The 18,440-nt window shown below is 69.3% G+C and carries 16 protein-coding genes; 13 read left to right on the plus strand and 3 right to left on the minus strand.

The window, feature by feature from the left end; all coding sequences use genetic code 11:
• Positions 1-149: 149 nt before the first annotated feature.
• From AC1RQG_RS20335 to AC1RQG_RS20395, 13 genes are all read left to right on the plus strand, one after another.
• Positions 150-3,350, plus strand: a complete 3,201-nt coding sequence (locus AC1RQG_RS20335) for an O-linked N-acetylglucosamine transferase family protein (RefSeq protein WP_493134009.1) — start codon at positions 150-152, stop codon at positions 3,348-3,350.
• A gap of 22 nt (positions 3,351-3,372) precedes the next feature.
• Positions 3,373-4,248, plus strand: coding sequence for a glycosyltransferase family 2 protein (locus tag AC1RQG_RS20340; protein ID WP_493134011.1), 876 nt, complete (start codon positions 3,373-3,375; stop codon positions 4,246-4,248).
• Positions 4,245-5,153 (plus strand): WxcM-like domain-containing protein, encoded by a 909-nt coding sequence (locus tag AC1RQG_RS20345; RefSeq protein ID WP_493134013.1) that lies wholly within the window; start codon positions 4,245-4,247, stop codon positions 5,151-5,153. Before AC1RQG_RS20340 ends, AC1RQG_RS20345 begins: the two co-directional genes overlap by 4 nt.
• Entirely contained in the window at positions 5,150-6,268 is a 1,119-nt protein-coding gene (locus AC1RQG_RS20350) for a DegT/DnrJ/EryC1/StrS family aminotransferase (protein ID WP_493134015.1), read from the plus strand. Before AC1RQG_RS20345 ends, AC1RQG_RS20350 begins: the two co-directional genes overlap by 4 nt.
• Positions 6,265-6,822 carry a GNAT family N-acetyltransferase gene (locus AC1RQG_RS20355; protein WP_493134016.1) on the plus strand — a complete coding sequence of 186 codons (558 nt, stop codon included), beginning with the start codon at positions 6,265-6,267 and terminating at the stop codon, positions 6,820-6,822. Before AC1RQG_RS20350 ends, AC1RQG_RS20355 begins: the two co-directional genes overlap by 4 nt.
• A gap of 23 nt (positions 6,823-6,845) precedes the next feature.
• Positions 6,846-7,841 (plus strand): hypothetical protein, encoded by a 996-nt coding sequence (locus tag AC1RQG_RS20360; protein ID WP_493134017.1) that lies wholly within the window; start codon positions 6,846-6,848, stop codon positions 7,839-7,841.
• Positions 7,842-8,001: 160 nt separating this feature from the next.
• Complete coding sequence (gene rfbF, locus AC1RQG_RS20365) at positions 8,002-8,775, plus strand: glucose-1-phosphate cytidylyltransferase (RefSeq protein ID WP_493134019.1); 774 nt, start codon at positions 8,002-8,004, stop codon at positions 8,773-8,775.
• Positions 8,757-9,848, plus strand: coding sequence for a CDP-glucose 4,6-dehydratase (gene rfbG / locus AC1RQG_RS20370; RefSeq protein WP_493134091.1), 1,092 nt, complete (start codon positions 8,757-8,759; stop codon positions 9,846-9,848). Before rfbF ends, rfbG begins: the two co-directional genes overlap by 19 nt.
• 10 nt (positions 9,849-9,858) lie before the next feature.
• Entirely contained in the window at positions 9,859-11,187 is a 1,329-nt protein-coding gene (rfbH, locus tag AC1RQG_RS20375) for a lipopolysaccharide biosynthesis protein RfbH (RefSeq protein ID WP_493134021.1), read from the plus strand.
• 7 nt (positions 11,188-11,194) lie between these two features.
• Positions 11,195-11,803, plus strand: a complete 609-nt coding sequence (locus AC1RQG_RS20380) for a hypothetical protein (RefSeq protein ID WP_493134022.1) — start codon at positions 11,195-11,197, stop codon at positions 11,801-11,803.
• On the plus strand, positions 11,800-12,567 hold the full coding sequence (locus tag AC1RQG_RS20385; protein ID WP_493134024.1) for a hypothetical protein: 768 nt from the start codon (positions 11,800-11,802) through the stop codon (positions 12,565-12,567). The genes AC1RQG_RS20380 and AC1RQG_RS20385 overlap by 4 nt, the downstream gene beginning before the upstream one ends.
• Positions 12,568-12,574: 7 nt before the next feature.
• Entirely contained in the window at positions 12,575-13,144 is a 570-nt protein-coding gene (rfbC, locus tag AC1RQG_RS20390) for a dTDP-4-dehydrorhamnose 3,5-epimerase (RefSeq protein WP_493134025.1), read from the plus strand.
• Complete coding sequence (locus AC1RQG_RS20395) at positions 13,141-14,049, plus strand: NAD-dependent epimerase/dehydratase family protein (protein WP_493134027.1); 909 nt, start codon at positions 13,141-13,143, stop codon at positions 14,047-14,049. The genes rfbC and AC1RQG_RS20395 overlap by 4 nt, the downstream gene beginning before the upstream one ends.
• A gap of 22 nt (positions 14,050-14,071) precedes the next feature.
• On the opposite strand, the gene AC1RQG_RS20400 is transcribed toward AC1RQG_RS20395, so the two are convergent.
• From AC1RQG_RS20400 to AC1RQG_RS20410, 3 genes are read right to left on the minus strand one after another with little or no spacing between them, the layout of a single operon-like run.
• Positions 14,072-14,857 (minus strand): glycosyltransferase family A protein, encoded by a 786-nt coding sequence (locus tag AC1RQG_RS20400; protein ID WP_493134029.1) that lies wholly within the window; start codon positions 14,855-14,857, stop codon positions 14,072-14,074.
• Between the two features lie 16 nt (positions 14,858-14,873).
• Positions 14,874-16,208 carry an HlyD family type I secretion periplasmic adaptor subunit gene (locus tag AC1RQG_RS20405; RefSeq protein WP_493134031.1) on the minus strand — a complete coding sequence of 445 codons (1,335 nt, stop codon included), beginning with the start codon at positions 16,206-16,208 and terminating at the stop codon, positions 14,874-14,876.
• Positions 16,209-16,213: 5 nt separating this feature from the next.
• Positions 16,214-18,364, minus strand: coding sequence for a peptidase domain-containing ABC transporter (locus tag AC1RQG_RS20410; RefSeq protein WP_493134033.1), 2,151 nt, complete (start codon positions 18,362-18,364; stop codon positions 16,214-16,216).
• Between the last annotated feature and the right edge of the window lie 76 nt (positions 18,365-18,440).

The following is an 18,440-nucleotide window of genomic DNA, read 5'->3' on the forward strand; positions in this document are numbered from 1 at the left end:
GCACCTCGGGCGCGCCGAGGCAGGTCCGGCCGTGCGACTATCGGGCGAGCAAGCGTCGTTTTCAGGTCTTGCTCCGGGGCCAAAAGTTGCCCCTTATCGTGCCACAGCAGGTATGATTAGCCCGGACCGAAACAACTTCACGCCCCGCCATGACCACTCAAGCCCCCGCCGCCCCCGCTCCCGCCGACACCAGCCCGCTGGGCACCGTCATGGCCCTCGCCGTCCAGGGCCAGTTGACGATCGGCGACCTGTTCGGCGCCGCCGCCGTGCTGCAGGAAAGCGGCCAGCTGCCGGCCGCCATCGGCCTGTATCGCGCCTGGCTCGAACACACGCCGTCGCCACTGGCCTACGCGGCCTGCTTCAACCTGGCCGTGGTGCTGTCGAGCGCCGGCGACGACGCCAGCGCCGAGACCGTGCTGCGCAAGGCCATGGCGCTCAACCCCCACTTCGTCGAGGCCCGCCTCAACCTGGGCACGCTGCTCGAGCGCACCCACCGGCCCGACGCGGCGCTGGCCACCTGGCAAGCCATCCTCGACGACCCGATCGAGCCCGATATCAAGTCGAACCGCACGCTGTACGTGCAGACCCTGAACAACCTGGGCCGCCTGCTCGAGATCCAGAAGCGCTACCCGGAGGCCGAGGCCATGCTGGCCACCAGCCTGCGGGTCGACCCGCAGCAGGCGCACGTGATGACGCACTGGGTCCACCTGCGCCAGAAGCAGTGCGAATGGCCGGTGTACGCCGGCCTCGAGCACATCTCGCAGGCCACCATGATGGAGGGCACGTCGGCGCTGGCCATGCTCAGCGCCTCGGCCGACCCGGCCATGCAGCTGGCCGCCGCGCGCCGCTTCGTCAACGAGAAGATCAACGCCGCCGTGGCGCCGCTGACCGGCCAGCACGGCTACGACCACACGCGCCTGCGCATCGGCTACCTGTCGTCCGACTTCTGCTCGCACGCCGTGTCGATCCTGACGGCCGAGCTGTACGAGCTGCACGACCGCAACAAGTTCGAGGTCTACGCGTTCAGCTGGAGCCGCGAGGACGGCTCGCCGATCCGCGCCCGCGTGGTCAAGGCCATGGACCACTACATCCGCATCGACAAGCTCAGCGACGAGCAGGCGGCGCGCACCATCCGCGCCCACGAGATCGACATCCTGATCGACCTGCACGGCCTGACGCTGGGCGCGCGCCCGCAGATCCTGGCCTACCGCCCGGCGCCGGTGCAGCTGACCTACCTGGGCTTCCCCGGCAGCACCGGCCTGCCCGGGGTCGACTACGTGATCGCCGACGAATTCCTGATCACGCCCGAGATGACGCCGTACTTCACCGAGCAGCCGCTGTACCTGCCCGACACCTTCCAGATCAACGACCGCCAGCGCGCCATCGCGCCGACCCCGAGCCGGGCCTCGGTCGATCTGCCCGACGACGCCTTCGTGTTCTGCTCGTTCAACAACAACTTCAAGTTCACCCCCGAGCTGTTCGACGTGTGGATGAACATCCTGCGCCGGGTGCCCAACTCGGTGCTGTGGCTGGTGGCCGACTACCCCGAGGTGCGCGAGAACCTGTACCGCCACGCCGAGCAGGCCGGCATCGACCGCAAGCGCCTGATCTTCAACAGCCGGGCCGTGCCGGCCGAGTACCTGGCGCGCTACCAGCTGGCCGACCTGTTCCTCGACACCTTCCCGTTCAACGCCGGCACCACCGCCAGCGACGCCCTGTGGGCCGGCCTGCCGCTGCTGACCTGCGCCGGCCAGACCTTCTCCTCGCGCATGGCCGGCAGCCTGCTGCGCGCGGTCGACCTGCCGCAGCTGATCACCTACAATTTCGCCGACTACGAGGACAAGGCGGTCGAGCTGGCCCACAACCCGCAGCGCATCGCCGCCATGAAGCGCCAGCTGGTGGCCAACCGCCTGAGCTGCGCCCTGTTCGACAGTCCGCGCTTCGTGCGCAACCTGGAGGCGGCGCTGCAGCGCGTGGCCAAGCCGGCCGCGCCGCGGCTGGCCGCGCCCGAGCACGCGGTGCGGCCGCAGGAGCCGTCGGCGCCGGCCGAGCCGGCCCGCATCGACCAGATCCCCATCGTCACCGTGTCCTACAACGCGCCCGACCTGATCGAGGCGCTGCTGCGCACGCTGCGCCAGTTCTACCCCAACCGCGTGTACGTGATCGACGGCTCCAACCCCGACGTGGCCGAGAAGATCCGCGCCATCGCCGCGCGCTTCGAGAACGTCGAGTTCATCCCGTTCGGCTACAACATCCACCACGGCCCCGGCATGGCCTGGGCCATCGCCCACCTCGGCCTGTCGGGCGAGGTGCTGTTCCTCGACTCGGACGTCGAGATCGTCAAGGCCGGCTTCCTCGAGGCGCTGCACGAGCACCTGCAGCCCGGCATGTACGGGGTCGGCAGCACCCAGCCGGTCAACGAGCAGGGCTACGACCGGCCCGACGGCGCCATCAACTACCTGCACCCGGCCTGCATGCTGACCAACATCGAGGTGGTGCGCCAGTGGCCGCTGCCGATCAAGCACGGCGCGCCGATGATCCACACCATGCTGGCCCTGAACCACAGCGGCAACACCCACCTGTTCAAGCACATCCAGTGGGTGCGCGACGACTTCGAGGGCGACAAGCCGCCGCACTTCATCAAGCACCCGTGGCAGGGCACGGTGCGCCGCACCGGCGGCTACCACTACGACCTGCCCAGCGCCACCAGCGCCAACGCCGACCTGCTGCAGTTCATGCCGGCCGAGGCCCGCAAGATCGTCGAGGTCGGCTGCCGCGACGGCGCCTTCGCCAAGGCCTACAAGCAGCGCAACCCGATCTGCAACTACACCGGCATCGAGGCCGACCCGGCCCAGGCGCAGGCCGCCCGCCCGCACTGCGACTTCGTGTTCAACGAGGACCCCGAGCGCGCCGGGCCCATGTTCTGGGACCATGTGCGCGGCGCCGACACCTGGGTGCTGGACGAGGCCATCGAGCGCATGGACGACCCGTGGAGCATGCTGCACAAGATCCGCACCAGCATCGCGCCGGGCGGCCGGATCGTGGCCACCATCCGCAACTTCCAGCACTGGAGCCTGCAGGCGCGCCTGAACGCGGGCGACCTGCGCTACGGCCCGCAGGGCCTGGAGCCCGAGCGCAAGCGCGTGTTCACGCGCGGCGCCGTGCTCGAGATGTTCCAGCAGGCCGGCTTCCAGATCAGCGGCGGCAGCGCCCGCATCAACGACGAGCCGGCCCGCGAGAAATACCTGCCGGCCATCCGCATGATGGCCGGCGCCAGCGGCATCGACCCGGTGGTGGCGGTCGAGGACGCGCTGCCGTGGCAATACATCGTCACCGCCGTCGCCGCGTAAACCTTCAGGAGCCTGTTCGTCCATGAGTCTTCCATTAGTGAGCATCGTCATCCCGTCGTACAAGCCGGCGCACTTCGAGATGTGCCTGCGCTCGGCCATCGGCCAGAGCTATCCGCACACCGAGATCCTGGTCAGCGACAATTGCCCGACCGAGCAGATCCACGACATCTGCCGCCGCTTCCCCGGCGTGATCTACCAGCGCTCGACCGCGATGCGCGAGCAGAACGTGCTGTCGGCCTTCTACTCGGGCAAGGGCGAGTTCATCAAGCCGCTGTACGACGACGACCTGCTGCACCCGTTCTGCATCGAGCGCATGGTGGCGGCCTGCCAGGCCACGCCCGAGGTGCAGCTGGTGTTCTCGGCCTCGCAGGTGATCGACATCGCCAACATGCGGGTCGAGACGCGCCGGCCGTTCGAATCCAGCGGCATGATGAGCGGGCTCGACATGCACCGCTTCATGGTGCTCAACCTGCGCAACCACATCGGCGAGCTGACCACCGTGATGTTCCGCCGCGAGCGCCTGTGGGAGCTGGGCTGGCACCAGCTGTTCAAGCGCGGCAGCCACGACTTCACCCGCGGCCTGGCCGACATCGCCAGCTACATCAACTTCACCGAGCACGGCTCGGTGTTCTACGTGGACGAGGAGCTCAGCTACTTCCGCCACGACCAGCGCCTGCAGTCGAACTCGAACGCCCACTCCAACCCCCACTTCGGCTACAACTTCTCCGACTACCTCGACCTGGCCGTGTCGGCCCACGAGACCGGCGCCATCAGCGACGCCGAGCTGATCGGCATGCATGAGACGCTGAGCTCGGTGAACCAGCGCCTGGGCGGCGTGTTCCCGCAGATGGGCGAGGCCTACGCCCGCTACACGGCCTACCGGGGCAAGCTGCTATGAGCGGCGCGATCGCGACAACGGCCATGGGCCACGCCGACAGCGCCCGCGTGCACGCCGGCGCGCGCGTGGCCGGCAGCGCCCGGCTGGGCGATTTCGTGGTGGCCTACGCCGGCGCCGAGGTCGGCGAACGCTGCCGCGTGCACGGCTACACCCAGCTGTGGCCGGGGGTGCGGCTGGAGGCCGACGCCGAGCTGGGCCCCGGCGTCACGCTGGAGGCGCCGGCCGGCGACGGCGGCGACGCCATCGTGGTCGGCGCCGGCGCGCGGGTCGGCGCCGGCGCCCTGCTGTGCCGCGGCGTGCGGCTGGGCCAGGGCGCCCAGGTGGCGGCCGGCGCCGTGGTGGCGCAGAACGTGCCGCCGTACGCCATCGTCGGCGGCGCCCCGGCCCGCATCACCGGCTATGTGCAGAACGCCAGCGGCGCGCCGGCCCTGGGCCGGCACCAGCAGGCCACCTTCCCCGAGCAGCCGTCGGTGGTGCCGCTGGGCGTGGGCGGGGCCACGCTGCACCGCTTCAAGTTCCTGCAGGACCCGCGCGGCGACCTGTCGGTGGGCGAGTTCGAGAAGGAGATCCCGTTCCTGCCCAAGCGCTACTTCCTGGTGCTCAACGTGCCGAGCGACAAGACCCGCGGCGAGCACGCCCACCGCGCCTGCCACCAGTTCCTGATCTGCGTGAAGGGCAGTTGCTCGGTGGTGGTCGACGACCTGGCGCAGCGCTGCGAGGTGCAGCTCGACGCGCCCGACGTCGGCATCTACCTGCCGCCCATGACCTGGGGCATCCAGTACAAATATTCGAGCGACGCCGTGCTGCTGGTGTTCGCCTCCCATTACTACGCGGCCGACGACTACATCCGCGACTACGACGTGTTCGTCGCCGAGAAGCGCGCCCTCTCCCAGGAGCAAGCATGAGCATCCCCTTTCTGGACCTGAAAGCCATCAACCTCGCCCAGCAGGACGAGATCGAGCAGGCGATGCGGCGCGTGCTCCATTCGGGCTGGTATGTGCTGGGCAAGGAGGTCGAGGCGTTCGAGCAGGCGTTCGCGGCCTATTGCGGCACGCGCCACGCGGTCGGCGTGGCCAACGGCCTGGACGCCATCTTCCTCACGCTCAAGGCCTACGGCATCGGCCCCGGCGACCAGGTCATCGTGCCCAGCAACACCTACATCGCCACCTGGCTGGCCGTGTCGCACTGCGGCGCCACGCCGGTGCCGGTGGAGCCGGTGGACGGCACCTACAACCTCGACCCGCGGCGCGTGGCGGCGGCCATCACGGCCGACACCCGCGCCATCATCCCGGTCCACCTGTACGGCCAGACGGCCGACATGGACCCGCTGCTGGCCCTGGCGCGCGAGCACGGGCTGAAGGTGATCGAGGATGGCGCGCAGGCGCACGGCGCGCGCTACCGCGGCCGCAGGGCCGGCGCGCTGGGCCACGCGGCCGCGTTCAGCTTCTATCCGGGCAAGAACCTGGGCGCGCTGGGCGACGCCGGCGCCATCACCACCGACGACGACGCGCTGGCGCTCAAGCTGCGCACGCTGCGCAACTACGGTTCGCAGAAGAAGTACCACAACGAACTGGCTGGCTTCAACTCGCGGCTCGACGAGCTGCAGGCGGCCGTGCTGTCGGTCAAGCTGCCGGTGCTGGACCGGCAGAACGCGGCGCGCGCCGCCATCGCCGCCATCTACAACGAAGGCCTGGCCGGCGTGGCCGGCCTGCGCCTGCCGCAGGTGGCGCCTTGGGCGGAGCCGGTGTGGCACCTGTACGTGGTGCGCCACGCCCGGCGCGACGCGCTGGCGGCCCGCCTGGCCGAGGCCGGGGTCGGCACGCTGGTGCACTACCCGCTGCCGCCGCACCTGCAGCCGGCCTACGCGCAACTTGGGCTGGCCGAGGGCAGCTACCCGGTCTCCGAGGCCATGCACCGCGAGGTGCTGAGCCTGCCGATGGGGCCGACCATGACGGCCGAACAGGCGCACCAGGTGGTGGCGGCCGTGCGCGCCGCCGTGGCCGCGCTGGAGGCGGCGTGAGCGGGCCGCGCTACGTCAAGCCGAAGGCCGTGCGCGGCCACCAGCTGATGCTGCGCGACGCCACCGTCGCCGACGCCGAGTTCATCCTGTCGCTGCGCACCGACGCCGCCAAGAACCGCTACCTGTCGGCCACCTCGCCGGACGTCCAGCAACAGCGCGACTGGCTGGCCCGCTACGCCGCCGACGACAGCCAGATCTACTTCATCATCTGCAAGCTCGACGGCCAGCCGGTGGGCACGGTGCGCCTGTACGACCAGCAGGGCGACTCGTTCTGCTGGGGCTCGTGGATCAAGAGCGACGGCGCGCCCGCCGGCTTCGGCGTGGAGTCGGCGCTGCTGGTCTACGACTTCGCGCTGCAGCTGGGTTTCCGGCGCGCGCACTTCCAGGTCAGCAAGGGCAACGACGGCGTCATCAGCTTCCACCTGCGCTTCGGCGCCGTGCAGGTGGCCGAGCACGCGCACGAGTACCACTACGAGATGAGCCACGAGGCCATCCTGGGCGCCCTGGCCCGGTACCGCAAGTTCCTGCCCGACGGCGCCCAAGTCACGTTCTGAGCCGCCACCGGCCCGCCGCATCCATGTCCAGCCCGCTCGCACGCATCGCCACCACCGAACGCCCCGACCTGGTCGTCATGATCCCCTATGGCGACGAGCTGCCCGTCTACCGCAACGCGCGCGCGCTGTGGCAGTTCTACGCCGCCCACTTCCCGCGCATCGAGATCGTGTTCACGCGCTGGGACAGCAAGCTGCGCCCGGGCGAGGTGGTGCACGACGGCCACGACCTGCTGGTCGGCATCGGCGACGCGCTGGGGGCCGACACCGGCTACGCCAGCACCGGGGTCTGGTCCGGCAGCGAGAACGCCAAGTTCATCTACCGCCAGATGCTGGTGCAGGACCACCTGCTGCGCACCCGCGGCGGCCCGTTCTTCTTCCACCACCTGACGCTGACCTCGGTGGTCGACTTCCGCGCCCTGAACACGGTGCTGGACCAGCTGCCGGCCAGCGGCTGCTACGCCGGCCCGCTGGCGCGCCTGACCGGCCCGGCCGAGCTGGCCGGCCTGACCTTCACCAGCGGCGCCAGCACCGTGTTCTCGCGCGACGCGCTCGAGCGCATGCGCGAGCGCTACGACCCGCGCCACCCGTACAGCCAGTGCCCGAACGACGTCTGGCAGGCGCTGCTGCTGCCCGATTTCCTGCGCACCCCGCTGCCGACCTTCAACTTCGTGCGCCCGCGCGCGCCGCGCGCCGACGCCGCCGAGATCGCCGCCATCGCCAGCCACATGTTGCGCATGGGCCACTTCCATTTCCGCGTCAAGACCGTGGCGCCGCACGACGCGGCCGGCCGGCGCGAAGACGTCGACCCGTGGATCATGCTGCGCATCATGGAGGCCGTACTCGACAGCGAGCCGCAGCCGCAGGCCACCCGCGCGCTGGTGGCCGACTACGCGCGCCTGGCCCACGACGGCAGCGGCGCGCCCGTGCCCGGGCGGGTCGGCGAGCCCCTGTTCACCTTGCCGCGCCACCTGCCGCTGACCGATCTCGAGGTGGCCGTGGCCGGGGCGGCCGGGCGATAGGCAGTGGCGGGCCGGCACGCTATAATCGTCGCGCCCGTCGCGCCGGCATGGCGAACGGCCGTGCTGATGGGAAAAACACGCGGTTCTTTTCGTTTAGAATACGACGGCGGTGGCTGACAATGCAGTCTGTGAGCGCACCCACCCTCAATCCGGAGACAGCATGAAAGCAGTGATATTGGCAGGCGGCCTGGGCACACGGCTCAGCGAGGAAACCACCGTCAAGCCCAAGCCGATGGTCGAGATCGGCGGCAAGCCGATCCTGTGGCACATCATGAAGATCTACTCGGCCCACGGCATCAACGACTTCGTCATCTGCTGCGGCTACCGCGGCTACGTGATCAAGGAATTCTTCGCCAACTACTTCCTGCACACCTCGGACGTCACGTTCGACCTGCAGCGCAACAGCATGGAGGTGCACGAGCGCCACGCCGAGCCGTGGCGCGTGACGCTGATCGACACCGGCGCCGACAGCATGACGGGCGGCCGCCTCAAGCGCGTGCGCGAGCACCTGAAGGACGAGGAGGCGTTCTGCTTCACCTACGGCGACGGCGTGGCCGACATCGACATCAGCGCCTCGATCGCCTTCCACCGCGCGCACGGCAAGCTGGCCACCATGTCGGCGGTGCTGCCGCCGGGCCGCTTCGGCGCCATCGACATCGACGGCCAGCGCATCGTCAGCTTCAAGGAAAAACCGCGCGGCGACGGCGCCTGGATCAACGGCGGCTACTTCGTGCTCTCGCCCAAGGTGATCGACTACATCGCGGACGACGCCACCATCTGGGAGAAGGAGCCGATGGAGACGCTGGCCCGCGACAACCAGATGGACGCCTACCTCCACCACGGCTTCTGGCAGCCGATGGACACGCTGCGCGACAAGATCCACCTCGAGGACCTGTGGGACAGCGGCAAGGCGCCATGGAAGCGCTGGCCATGAATGGCGCGTTCTGGCACGGCAAGCGGGTGTTCCTGACCGGCCACACCGGCTTCAAGGGCGGCTGGCTCAGCCTGTGGCTGCAGCGCATGGGGGCGCAGGTGACCGGCTACGCGCTGGCGCCGCCCAGCACGCCCAGCCTGTTCGAGGTGGCGCGCGTCGGCGACGGCATGACCTCCGTCATCGGCGATATCCGCGACGGCGCGGCGCTGCTGGCGGCGATGCGCCAGGCCCGGCCCGAGATCGTCATCCACCTGGCGGCGCAGGCGCTGGTGCGCTACTCGTACGCCAACCCGGTGGAGACCTACGCCACCAACGTCATGGGCCTGGTCAACCTGTTCGAGGCGGTGCGCAATACGCCCGGCATCAAGGCGGTGCTCAACGTCACCAGCGACAAGTGCTACGAGAACAAGGAATGGGCCTGGGGCTACCGCGAGAACGAAGCGTTCGGCGGCTACGACCCGTACAGCAACAGCAAGGCCTGCGCCGAGCTGGTGACGGCCGGCTACCGCTCGTCGTACTTCAATCCCGAACAATACGCCGTGCACGGCGTGGCGCTGGCGTCGGCCCGCGCCGGCAACGTGATCGGCGGCGGCGACTGGGCCGGCGACCGTCTGATCCCCGACATGGTGCGCGCGATCGGCGCCGGCCAGCCGGTGCGCATCCGCAGCCCGCACGCGATCCGGCCGTGGCAGCACGTGCTGGAACCACTGTCGGGCTATCTGACCCTGGCCGAGCGCCTGTACCAGGACGGCGCGGCCTACGCCGAGGGCTACAACTTCGGCCCGCACGACGTCGACGCCCGTCCGGTGCAATGGATCGTCGAGCGCCTGTGCGCCAGCTGGGGCGCCGGGGCGGCCTGGGAACTGGACCGGGCGCCGCAGCCGCACGAGGCGCACTACCTGAAACTGGACTGCTCCAAGGCGCGCGCCCGTCTGCAATGGCAACCGCGCTGGCAGCTCGGCCACGCCATCGACCAGATCGTCGCCTGGCACCGGGCCCAGATGGCGGGCGCCGACATGCGCGCGCTGACGCTGGCCCAGATCGACACCTATCAAAACACCGCCCCCGTCTAAGGTAGCAATCATGAGTGAAATGCAAAACAAGCAGCAGCAACTGCGCGAACAGATCAGCAAGCTGGTGGCCGAATACGGCGCGCTGGCCAGCGCGCCCAAGCCGTTCGAGCCGGGCGTGACGGTCATCCCGCCGGCCGGCAAGGTGGTCGGCGCGCCGGAGATGGCGTTGATGGTCGAGGCCTCGCTCGACGCCTGGCTGACCACCGGCCGCTTCAACGACCAGTTCGAGGCCAGGCTGGCCAAGCTGATCGGGGTCGATTTCCTGATCACGGTGAACTCGGGCTCGTCGGCCAACCTGGTCGCGTTCAACACGCTGACCTCGCCCAAGCTGGGCGCGCGCGCGATCCAGCCCGGCGACGAGGTGATCGGCGTGGCCGCCGGCTTCCCCACCACCGTCAATCCGATCCTGCAGTTCGGCGCCGTGCCGGTGTTCGTCGACGTCGAACTGGGCACCTACAACATCGACGTGACCCAGCTCGAGGCGGCGCTCTCGCCCAAAACCAAGGCCATCATGCTGGCCCACACGCTGGGCAACCCGTACAACCTGGACGTGATCACGGCCTTCTGCAAGCAGCACAATCTGTGGCTGATCGAGGACTGCTGCGACGCGCTCGGCTCGACCTACCACGGCAAGATGGTCGGCACCTTCGGCGACATCGGCACCATGTCGTTCTATCCGGCCCACCACATCACCATGGGCGAGGGCGGCGCCGTGTTCACCAACAACGCGGAACTGAAGACGATCGCCGAGTCGTTCCGCGACTGGGGCCGCGACTGCTACTGCCCGCCCGGCAAGGACAACACCTGCGGCAAGCGCTTCTGCCAGTGCTTCGGCACGCTGCCGCCCGGCTACGACCACAAGTACACCTACAGCCATCTGGGCTACAACCTGAAGATCACCGACATGCAGGCCGCCTGCGGCCTGGCGCAGATCGACCGCGCCGCCGGCTTCATCCAGGCGCGCAAGGACAACTTCGCCTACCTGAAGGAGCGGCTGCAGTCGTGCGCCGAGTTCCTGATCCTGCCCGAGGCCACCGAGCACGCCGACCCGTCGTGGTTCGGCTTCCCCATGACGCTGAAGCCGGCCGCCAACGTGGCCCGGGTCGACCTGCTGACCTACCTGGACCAGCACAAGATCGGCACCCGCCTGCTGTTCGCCGGCAACCTGGTGCGCCAGCCGTACATGCAGGGCCGCAATTTCCGCGTGGCCGGCACGCTGACCAACACCGACCGCGTGATGAACGACACCTTCTGGATCGGCGTCTACCCGGGCCTGAGCCGCGAGATGCTGGACTTCGCGGTGGAGAAGCTGGAAGCCTTCTTCGGCGTCAACTTCTAAGCCGGCCATGGGTGAGCCGGCTCCCTACGTCGCGCCGTTCAAGGCCATGCTGCCGCCCAACGCCCGCCTGCTGGTGCAGGCCGGCGCCACCGACGGCGGCCTGGCGCGCGACTACCACGCCCTGTACCCGGCCTCGGCGCTGCTGGTGGTGGAGGCCGATCCGCTGCGCGCGCGGCAGGCCGGCGCCTACGCCGAGCGTGTGCTGCAGGCCGACCTCGACACGGCCGGCGACGACTGCTACCGCCAGCTGGAATGGGCCGACGGCTGGTTGTTCGACGCCACGCTCGAACAGCTGGCCGACCCGGCCCGCGTGCTGCGCCAGGTGCGCAAGGTGATCCAGTGCGACGCCTGCGTGGTGGCCCGCATCGCCAACCGCAGCCACTGGGACGCGCCGGCGGCGCCGGCGCGCCACGCCTGGGCCATCGACGACATGCTGGCCTTGTTCCAGCGGGCCGGCTTCCGGGTCGCCAGCGGCGTGCTGCTGAACCCGGCGCCGCTGCCGGCGGATATCGAGGACGCGCTGCGCCAGCGGGCCGCCGCCAGCGGCGCGGCGCCGCAGGCGCTGCTCGACGCGGCCCAGCCGTCCCATTACCTGATCAAGGCGGTGCCGGCATGACGCACGAGCAACCACGGTTCTACTGCATCGCCCACGCGCCGTTCAACTGGCGGATGCCCGACTTCATGACCATGGTGGGCTCGGGCGACTATGTGCCGGAGCGGGGACTGGCCATGAGCCAGCTGCTGTCGCCGCAGGAGGCGGCGCGCAACCGCTACCTGGGCGAGTACCTGGCGCTGTTTGAAATCCGCCGCCGCCTGCTGGCCGAGGGCGCGCAGGGCTTCGTCGGCTTTTGCCACTACCGCCGCTTCGCGCTGACCCATCCGATCGGCGTGCTGACCGGCTTCAACTACCACGCCCACCCGGACCTGCTGGCCCAGGTCCGGCCCGAGCACTTCTACGGCGACGGCCAGACCCCCATCGTGCCGATCACGGTGACGTTCGCCGGCAGCGTGCTGCAACAGTACGAGGCCAACGGCGTGGCGCGCGACATGCTGATGTTCTTCGGCGACGCCATCGACTGCGGCGTGATCACCAACCTGGAGGCCGCCAACTTCCTGTGCAACCCGTCCTTCATCACCGCGCCCACCGTGGCCTACATCCCCGTCAGCTGGTTCGTCGAGATCGTGCACGACCTGGAGCTGGTGATGTCGCGCTATTTCCGCCACCACTACGTGCAGCGGCCCGGCTACGCCGACCGCAGCATGGCCTTCTGCTGCGAGCGCCTGCAGGCTTTCCTGCTGGCCAAGCGCATCGCCGCCTGGGGGCCGGACAAGGTGATCGCCCGCGCCCTGGTGCGGCTCGATGAAAACTACCCCCGTTGACCCTGCCATGAACATCGTACCCACCGACCTGCCCGGCTGCTACCGGATCATCACCGACATCCGCCGCGACGAGCGCGGCAGCTTCGTCAAGGTGTTCCACGAGGACATCTTCCGCCAGCACGGCCTGGCCACCGACTACGCCGAGGAATACTATTCGACCTCGCAGCGCGGCGTGGTGCGGGGACTGCACTTCCAGACCCCGCCGCACGCGCACGCCAAGCTGGTCTATTGCGCCCACGGCGCCGTGCTCGACGCGGCGCTCGACCTGCGCCGCGGCTCGCCCACCTACGGCCGCCACATCACGCTGGAACTGAGCGCCGAGAACGGCCACATGCTGTACCTGCCGGCCGGACTGGCCCATGGCTTCTGCTCGCTCAGCGAGCAGTCGCTGATGGTGTACAAGGTCACCACCACCTACGCGCCCGAGCACGATGGCGGCGTGCTGTGGGACTCGGCCGGGATCGCCTGGCCGCCGGGCGCGCCGCTGATGTCGGCGCGCGACCGCACCTTCCCCACGCTGGCGCAATTCGACAGCCCCTTCGTCTACGACGGCGCGGCGGCGGGAGCGCGCCCGTGAGCGCGCCGGCGTCGACCGCCGCCGCCCCGCAACGCGCGCTGGTGACGGGCGCCTCCGGCTTCGTCGGCGCGGCGCTGGTGCGCCGCCTGCTGGCCGACGGCTGGGAGGTGCATGTGCTGCTGCGCGCCGCCTCGTCGGCCGACGGCCTGCCGCCGCAGGCGCAGGTGCACCGTCACGACGGCAGCACCGTGCAACTGGTCGAGCTGATGCGCGCCGCCGCGCCGCGGGTGGTGTTCCACCTGGCCTCGCTGTTCCTGGCGGCGCACCAGCCGCAGGACGTGGAGCGGCTGGTCAACGCCAACCTGCTGTTCGGCACCCAGCTGGCCGAGGCGATGGCCGTCTGCGGCGTGCGCGAACTGGTCAACACCGGCACCTCGTGGGAACACTACGAAGACCAGCCCTACAACCCGGTCTGCCTGTACGCGGCCACCAAGACCGCCTTCGTGGCGCTGCTGCGCTACTACGTCGAGGTGCACGGCCTGCGGGTGGTGACGCTCAAGCTGTTCGACACCTACGGCGCCGGCGATCCCCGGCCCAAGGTGCTGAACCTGCTCAAGCGGGTGGCCAACGAGGGCACGGCGCTGGCCATGTCGCCGGGCGAACAGCTGGTGGACCTGGTCCACATCGACGACGTGGTGGAGGCCTTCGTGCTGGCCGGCGCGCGGCTGGCGACCCAGGCCGGGCCGATGGAGGAGTATGGCGTCTCGAGCGGCCAGCCGCTGCCGCTCAAGGAGATCGCCGCGCTGTACGCGCAGGTGAGCGGCAAGCCGCTGGCCATCGACTGGGGCGGCCGGCCCTATCGCGAGCGCGAGGTGATGGTGCCGTGGCACAGCTACCGCAGCCTGCCCGGCTGGCGGCCCAAGGTGGCGCTGGCGCACGGCCTGGCGCAGTTCCACCAGGCCTGAGGCCGGCGCGCGCCGGCGCGCCCTAGCAGTGGGCCGGGTCCAGCGCCACCCCGGCGCTGGCCATCAGCGCCAGGCGCGCCTGGCGCGTCTGCGGGTTCGGCGCCGGATGCCGGCGGTACAGCTGCAGCATCACCTCGACGATCTTGTCGTCGCGCGAATTGCCACGCCGCATGTTCTCGGGCGCCGTGGCCGCGCTCTTGTGGATCACCACGCCGTCCGTGGCGTAGTGCACGAGCGCGCGGCCATGCAGGGCGCTGAGCAGGAAGTCCCAGTCCTCGTAAATGATCAGGTCGGTCTCGTTGCGGACCCCGGCCAGCACGTCGCGGCGGTAGGCCAGGCAGCTGTTCGGGATGCGGTTGCGCACGTACACGCTGTCGGCGGTCACGTCGGCGATCGACACCGTCTGCCCGCCCGGCAGCGGCCGCGGCGGGAACACCGTGCGGTCCTCGTTCTGGATCTGGAAATCGTGGAACAGCAACGGCGGCCGGTCCTGCAGCAGGCGCGCCTTGAGCCGGGCCAGGTGGTCGGGGCGGTAGGTGTCGTCGTCGTCGAGGAACAGGATGTACTCGCCGTCGGCGATGGCCAGGCCGAGGTTGCGGCTGGCGGCCGGCCCCGGCGTGCCGGAGCAGCGCAGCACATAGTCGAAGCGCCCGCTGAGCTGGTGCAGCTCCTGGTAGGGCGGCAGGTAGCCGGCCGTGTCAGAGACGATCACGACCTTGAAATCCTGGCAGGTCTGGGCGATCAGCGATTCGAGCGTGCGCTTCAGCAGCAGCGGACGGTCGTGGGTGGGGATGATGATGGTGAACACGGTCCGCTCCGGCAGGTTAAGGTTCGCGTATCGATTCGTCGAGCGCGCGGGTGAGGGGGTACAGCAGGTAGGACATCACGGTGCGGTGGCCGACGACGATCTCGGCCGTCACCGTCATGCCCGGCAGCAGGCGCGCGTCGCCCGGCAGGTTGCGCAGCTTGCCGTGGTACGGCACCCGGCTCAGGTAGTAGGCGTCCATCCCGCCGCCGTTGCGGTCGGCCGTCTCGCGCTTGAACGAATCCTGGCTGATGAAGCGCACCTTGCCCTCGAGCATGCCATGCTCCTGGAATGAGTAGGCGTCCACCTTCAGGTGCGCCAGCGCGCCGCTCTTGATGAAGCCCACGTCCTGGGAATCGATCTGCACCTCGGCCTCCAGCTGCGAACCGAGCGGCACCAGCGTGAACAGCGGCTCGGCCTCGCGCACGATGGAGCCGATCGACAGCTTGCCGATCTCGAGCACCACGCCGTCGGCCGGCGCCACCAGCTGCACCATGCGGTTGCGCTTGTCGGCCTTGGCCAGCTGCTCGCTGACGCTGTCGCGTTCGCGGCTGGCGTTGAGCAGATCCTCCATCGACTTCTGGCGCCAGCCCTTCTCGAACGCGGCCCGCTCCGACTCGGCCGCGGCCAGCTCGCGGCCCATCTCGACGGCCTTGTTGCGCTGCAGATCCATGTCGCGCTCGACCTCGAGGCGGCGGTCGCGCGCCTCCAGCAGGTGCATCTTGGCGCCGAACTGCTCGGCCATCAACTGCTCCTGCATGGCCTCCACCTCGCGCAGCGACTTCACGCGCTGCGCCAGGATGACCTGGTCGTGGCGGTTGGTGTCGAGCCCGGCGCGCAGGCGCGCGATGTTCTGGTCCATCCTGGCCAGCTGCGCCGCGTAGTTGGCCTTGCGCTCGGCCGCCAGCTGCGCCTGCAGGCGGGCGTCGTCGCTGGCGCCGTCGCCGGGGCGGGCCCCCGGCTTGCCGGCCAGCTCGGCGCGCAGCGCCGCCGCCTGGGTGTCGAGCGACTGCAGATGGACCCGCAACTGGGTCTCGTCGGCGGCCGTGAAGGTCGGGTCCAGCGTGGCCAGCACCTGGCCCTTCTTCACCACCTGGCCCACGCGCACCTCGATGCTCTGGACGATCGAGGTGTCGAGCGGCTGCACCACGATGTTCGGCAAGGGATTGACCAGCTTGCCGTGCGCGATGACGATCTTCTCCACCGGCGACACGCAGGCCCACACGATGAAACTGGCGAAGGCCAGCAGCAGCAGGTGCAGCGTCAGCCGCACGAACCGCGGCAGCGGGCCGCGCTCGATGGCGTCGGCGTCGGGCAGGAACTCGATTTCCGTCTGGTCCTTTGTGCCGCGCATGAACTTCACAGGTGACTTGTTTGCTGGTTCCATAGGTGCTGGTAGGTTTCGCTGCGGGTGAGCAATTCTTCATGGCGGCCGGCGTCGACCAGCGAGCCCTGCTGCATGACCATGATCTTGTCGGCGTTCACCAGCGTCGACAGGCGGTGCGAGATCATCACCACCGTGCGGCCGACGGCGATGCGCGCCAGGTTGTTGATGAAGATGGCCTCCGACTCCGGATCGAGCGCCGAGGCGGCCTCGTCGAGGATCAGGATGCGCGGGCGCGCCACCAGGGTGCGGGCGATCGACAGGCGCTGCTTCTGGCCGCCCGACAGGTTGGTGGCGTTCTCCTCGAGCACCGTGTCGTAGCCCTGCGGCAGGCGTTCGATGAACTCGTCGGCGCCGGCCGCCTGGGCCGCCGCCACCAGCTCGTCGAAGGTGGCGTCGGGCTTGGTCGCCGCCAGGTTCTCGCGCACGGTGCCGCGGAACAGGAAGTTCTCCTGCAGCACCACGCCGATCTGGCGGCGCAGATGGGACAGCTCGATCTCGCGCGCGTCGATGCCGTCGAAGCGCACCAGGCCCTCCTGCAGCGGATAGAGTCCCTGGATCAGCTTGGTCAGGGTGGTCTTGCCCGAGCCGGAGCGGCCGACGATGCCCACCACCTGGCCCTGCTCGATGGTGAAGCTGGCCTGGTTCAGGGCCAGGTTCTGCGCGCCCGGATAGCGGAACACCACGTTGTCGAACTTGATCTCACCCTGCAGCACGGGGCGCAGGCCGTTGGCGCCGGGGCGGCCCTCCGGCGCGCGGTTCATCACCTCGCCCAGCATGCGCACCGACAGCGCCGTCTCCTGGTATTCGTTGACCAGGCCGACGATGGAGATGAGCGGCTGGGTGACCCGGCCCGACAGCATCTGGAACGCGATCAGCGCGCCCACCGACAGCGTGCCGGTGAACACGTCGGCCGCGCCGACGATGATCAGCGTCACCGGCAGCAGCTTGCCGAGGAAGTCGGTCAGCGAATTGCCGGCGATGGAGATCTGGCCGACGCGGAAATGCATGGTGATCGCCTCGGCCGAGCGCTGGTCCCACACGCGCCGCTGCGACGGCTCGATCGCCAGCGCCTTGACCGTGCGCATGCCGTGGATGGTCTCGACCAGCATGCCCTGGCGCTGGCCCTCGGCCGCGTACAGCGCGTTCAGGCGGCGCTGGAAGGTCGGCACCATGGCCAGCACGATGCCGCCGATCAGGCCGGCGAACAGCAGCACGATCAGGGCCAGCTTGAACGAGTAGCTGAACAGGATGGGGATGAACACCACCAGCGCGATCAGGTCCAGGCCGGTGAAGAACAGGCGGCCGGTGAGGAAGTTGCGGATCTTCTCGAGCTGCTGCATGTGGCGCGTGACCACGCCGGCGCTGGTGGTCTCGAAGAAGTCGATCGGCAGCGACAGCAGGTGGCTGAACACGCGCCGCGTCAGGCGCATGTCGATCTTGTTGGAGGCGGCCAGGGTCAGCGTCTGGCGCAGGAAGCCGAAGGTGGCGTCGAACGCCAGCGCCATCACGATGCCCACGCCCAGCACCTGCAGCGTGGTCACGCTCTGGTGGGTGAGCACCTTGTCGATCACCAGCTGGAAGAAGATCGGCGAGGCCAGCGCCAGCAACTGCATGGCGATGGCGGCGATGAAGATGTCGCGGAAGGCGGCCTTCTGCTGCAAGATCTCCGGGATGAACCAGCGCAGGCCGAACGGCTGGTTGGGATCGGTCAGCTTGTGCTGGCGTTTGACGAAAATCACCTCGCCCAGCCAGCGCCGCTCGAATTCGCTGCGCGCCACCATCATCACCTGCGCGTTGCCGGCGGCCGGGTTGAGCACGGCGACCTGGTCTTCCGCGCCCTGCTCGCCCGGCTTGACGCCCACCACGATGATCATGTTGCCGTCGACCAGGCGCGCCATCAGCGGGAACACCCCGCCTTGCGCCATCAGGCGGGCCCAGCTCAGTTTATCGGCCTTGGATTTCAGGCCGATCTCGGACGCGATCCGCAGCAGCGCCCCCGTACTCGGTTCCTCGGCGCGCAGCGCATTGTCGTCAATGATGCGTTCGGGGTTGATCTGCAGACCGTGATGCTGCGCGATGGCAGTCAGGCACTGGATCGCGGTATGGGGAAATTTATCTTGCATAGGCCTGTCAAAGGTAAAAGCTTGCATTTGCGCACTACCGTACCAGCCTTGGGATTCTAACCCAGCACCATGCCCG

This window comes from Rugamonas sp. GW822-FHT03B10 (assembly GCF_058801745.1).

Coding starts and splice junctions, on each gene's coding strand:
- AC1RQG_RS20335 (WP_493134009.1), top strand. CDS start 150: ATGACCACTCAAGCCCCCGCCGCCCCCGCTCCCGCCGACACCAGCCCG.
- AC1RQG_RS20340 (WP_493134011.1), top strand. CDS start 3,373: ATGAGTCTTCCATTAGTGAGCATCGTCATCCCGTCGTACAAGCCGGCG.
- AC1RQG_RS20345 (WP_493134013.1), top strand. CDS start 4,245: ATGAGCGGCGCGATCGCGACAACGGCCATGGGCCACGCCGACAGCGCC.
- AC1RQG_RS20350 (WP_493134015.1), top strand. CDS start 5,150: ATGAGCATCCCCTTTCTGGACCTGAAAGCCATCAACCTCGCCCAGCAG.
- AC1RQG_RS20360 (WP_493134017.1), top strand. CDS start 6,846: ATGTCCAGCCCGCTCGCACGCATCGCCACCACCGAACGCCCCGACCTG.
- rfbF (WP_493134019.1), top strand. CDS start 8,002: ATGAAAGCAGTGATATTGGCAGGCGGCCTGGGCACACGGCTCAGCGAG.
- rfbG (WP_493134091.1), top strand. CDS start 8,757: ATGGAAGCGCTGGCCATGAATGGCGCGTTCTGGCACGGCAAGCGGGTG.
- rfbH (WP_493134021.1), top strand. CDS start 9,859: ATGAGTGAAATGCAAAACAAGCAGCAGCAACTGCGCGAACAGATCAGC.
- AC1RQG_RS20380 (WP_493134022.1), top strand. CDS start 11,195: ATGGGTGAGCCGGCTCCCTACGTCGCGCCGTTCAAGGCCATGCTGCCG.
- AC1RQG_RS20385 (WP_493134024.1), top strand. CDS start 11,800: ATGACGCACGAGCAACCACGGTTCTACTGCATCGCCCACGCGCCGTTC.
- rfbC (WP_493134025.1), top strand. CDS start 12,575: ATGAACATCGTACCCACCGACCTGCCCGGCTGCTACCGGATCATCACC.
- AC1RQG_RS20405 (WP_493134031.1), bottom strand. CDS start 16,208: ATGCGCGGCACAAAGGACCAGACGGAAATCGAGTTCCTGCCCGACGCC.
- AC1RQG_RS20410 (WP_493134033.1), bottom strand. CDS start 18,364: ATGCAAGATAAATTTCCCCATACCGCGATCCAGTGCCTGACTGCCATC.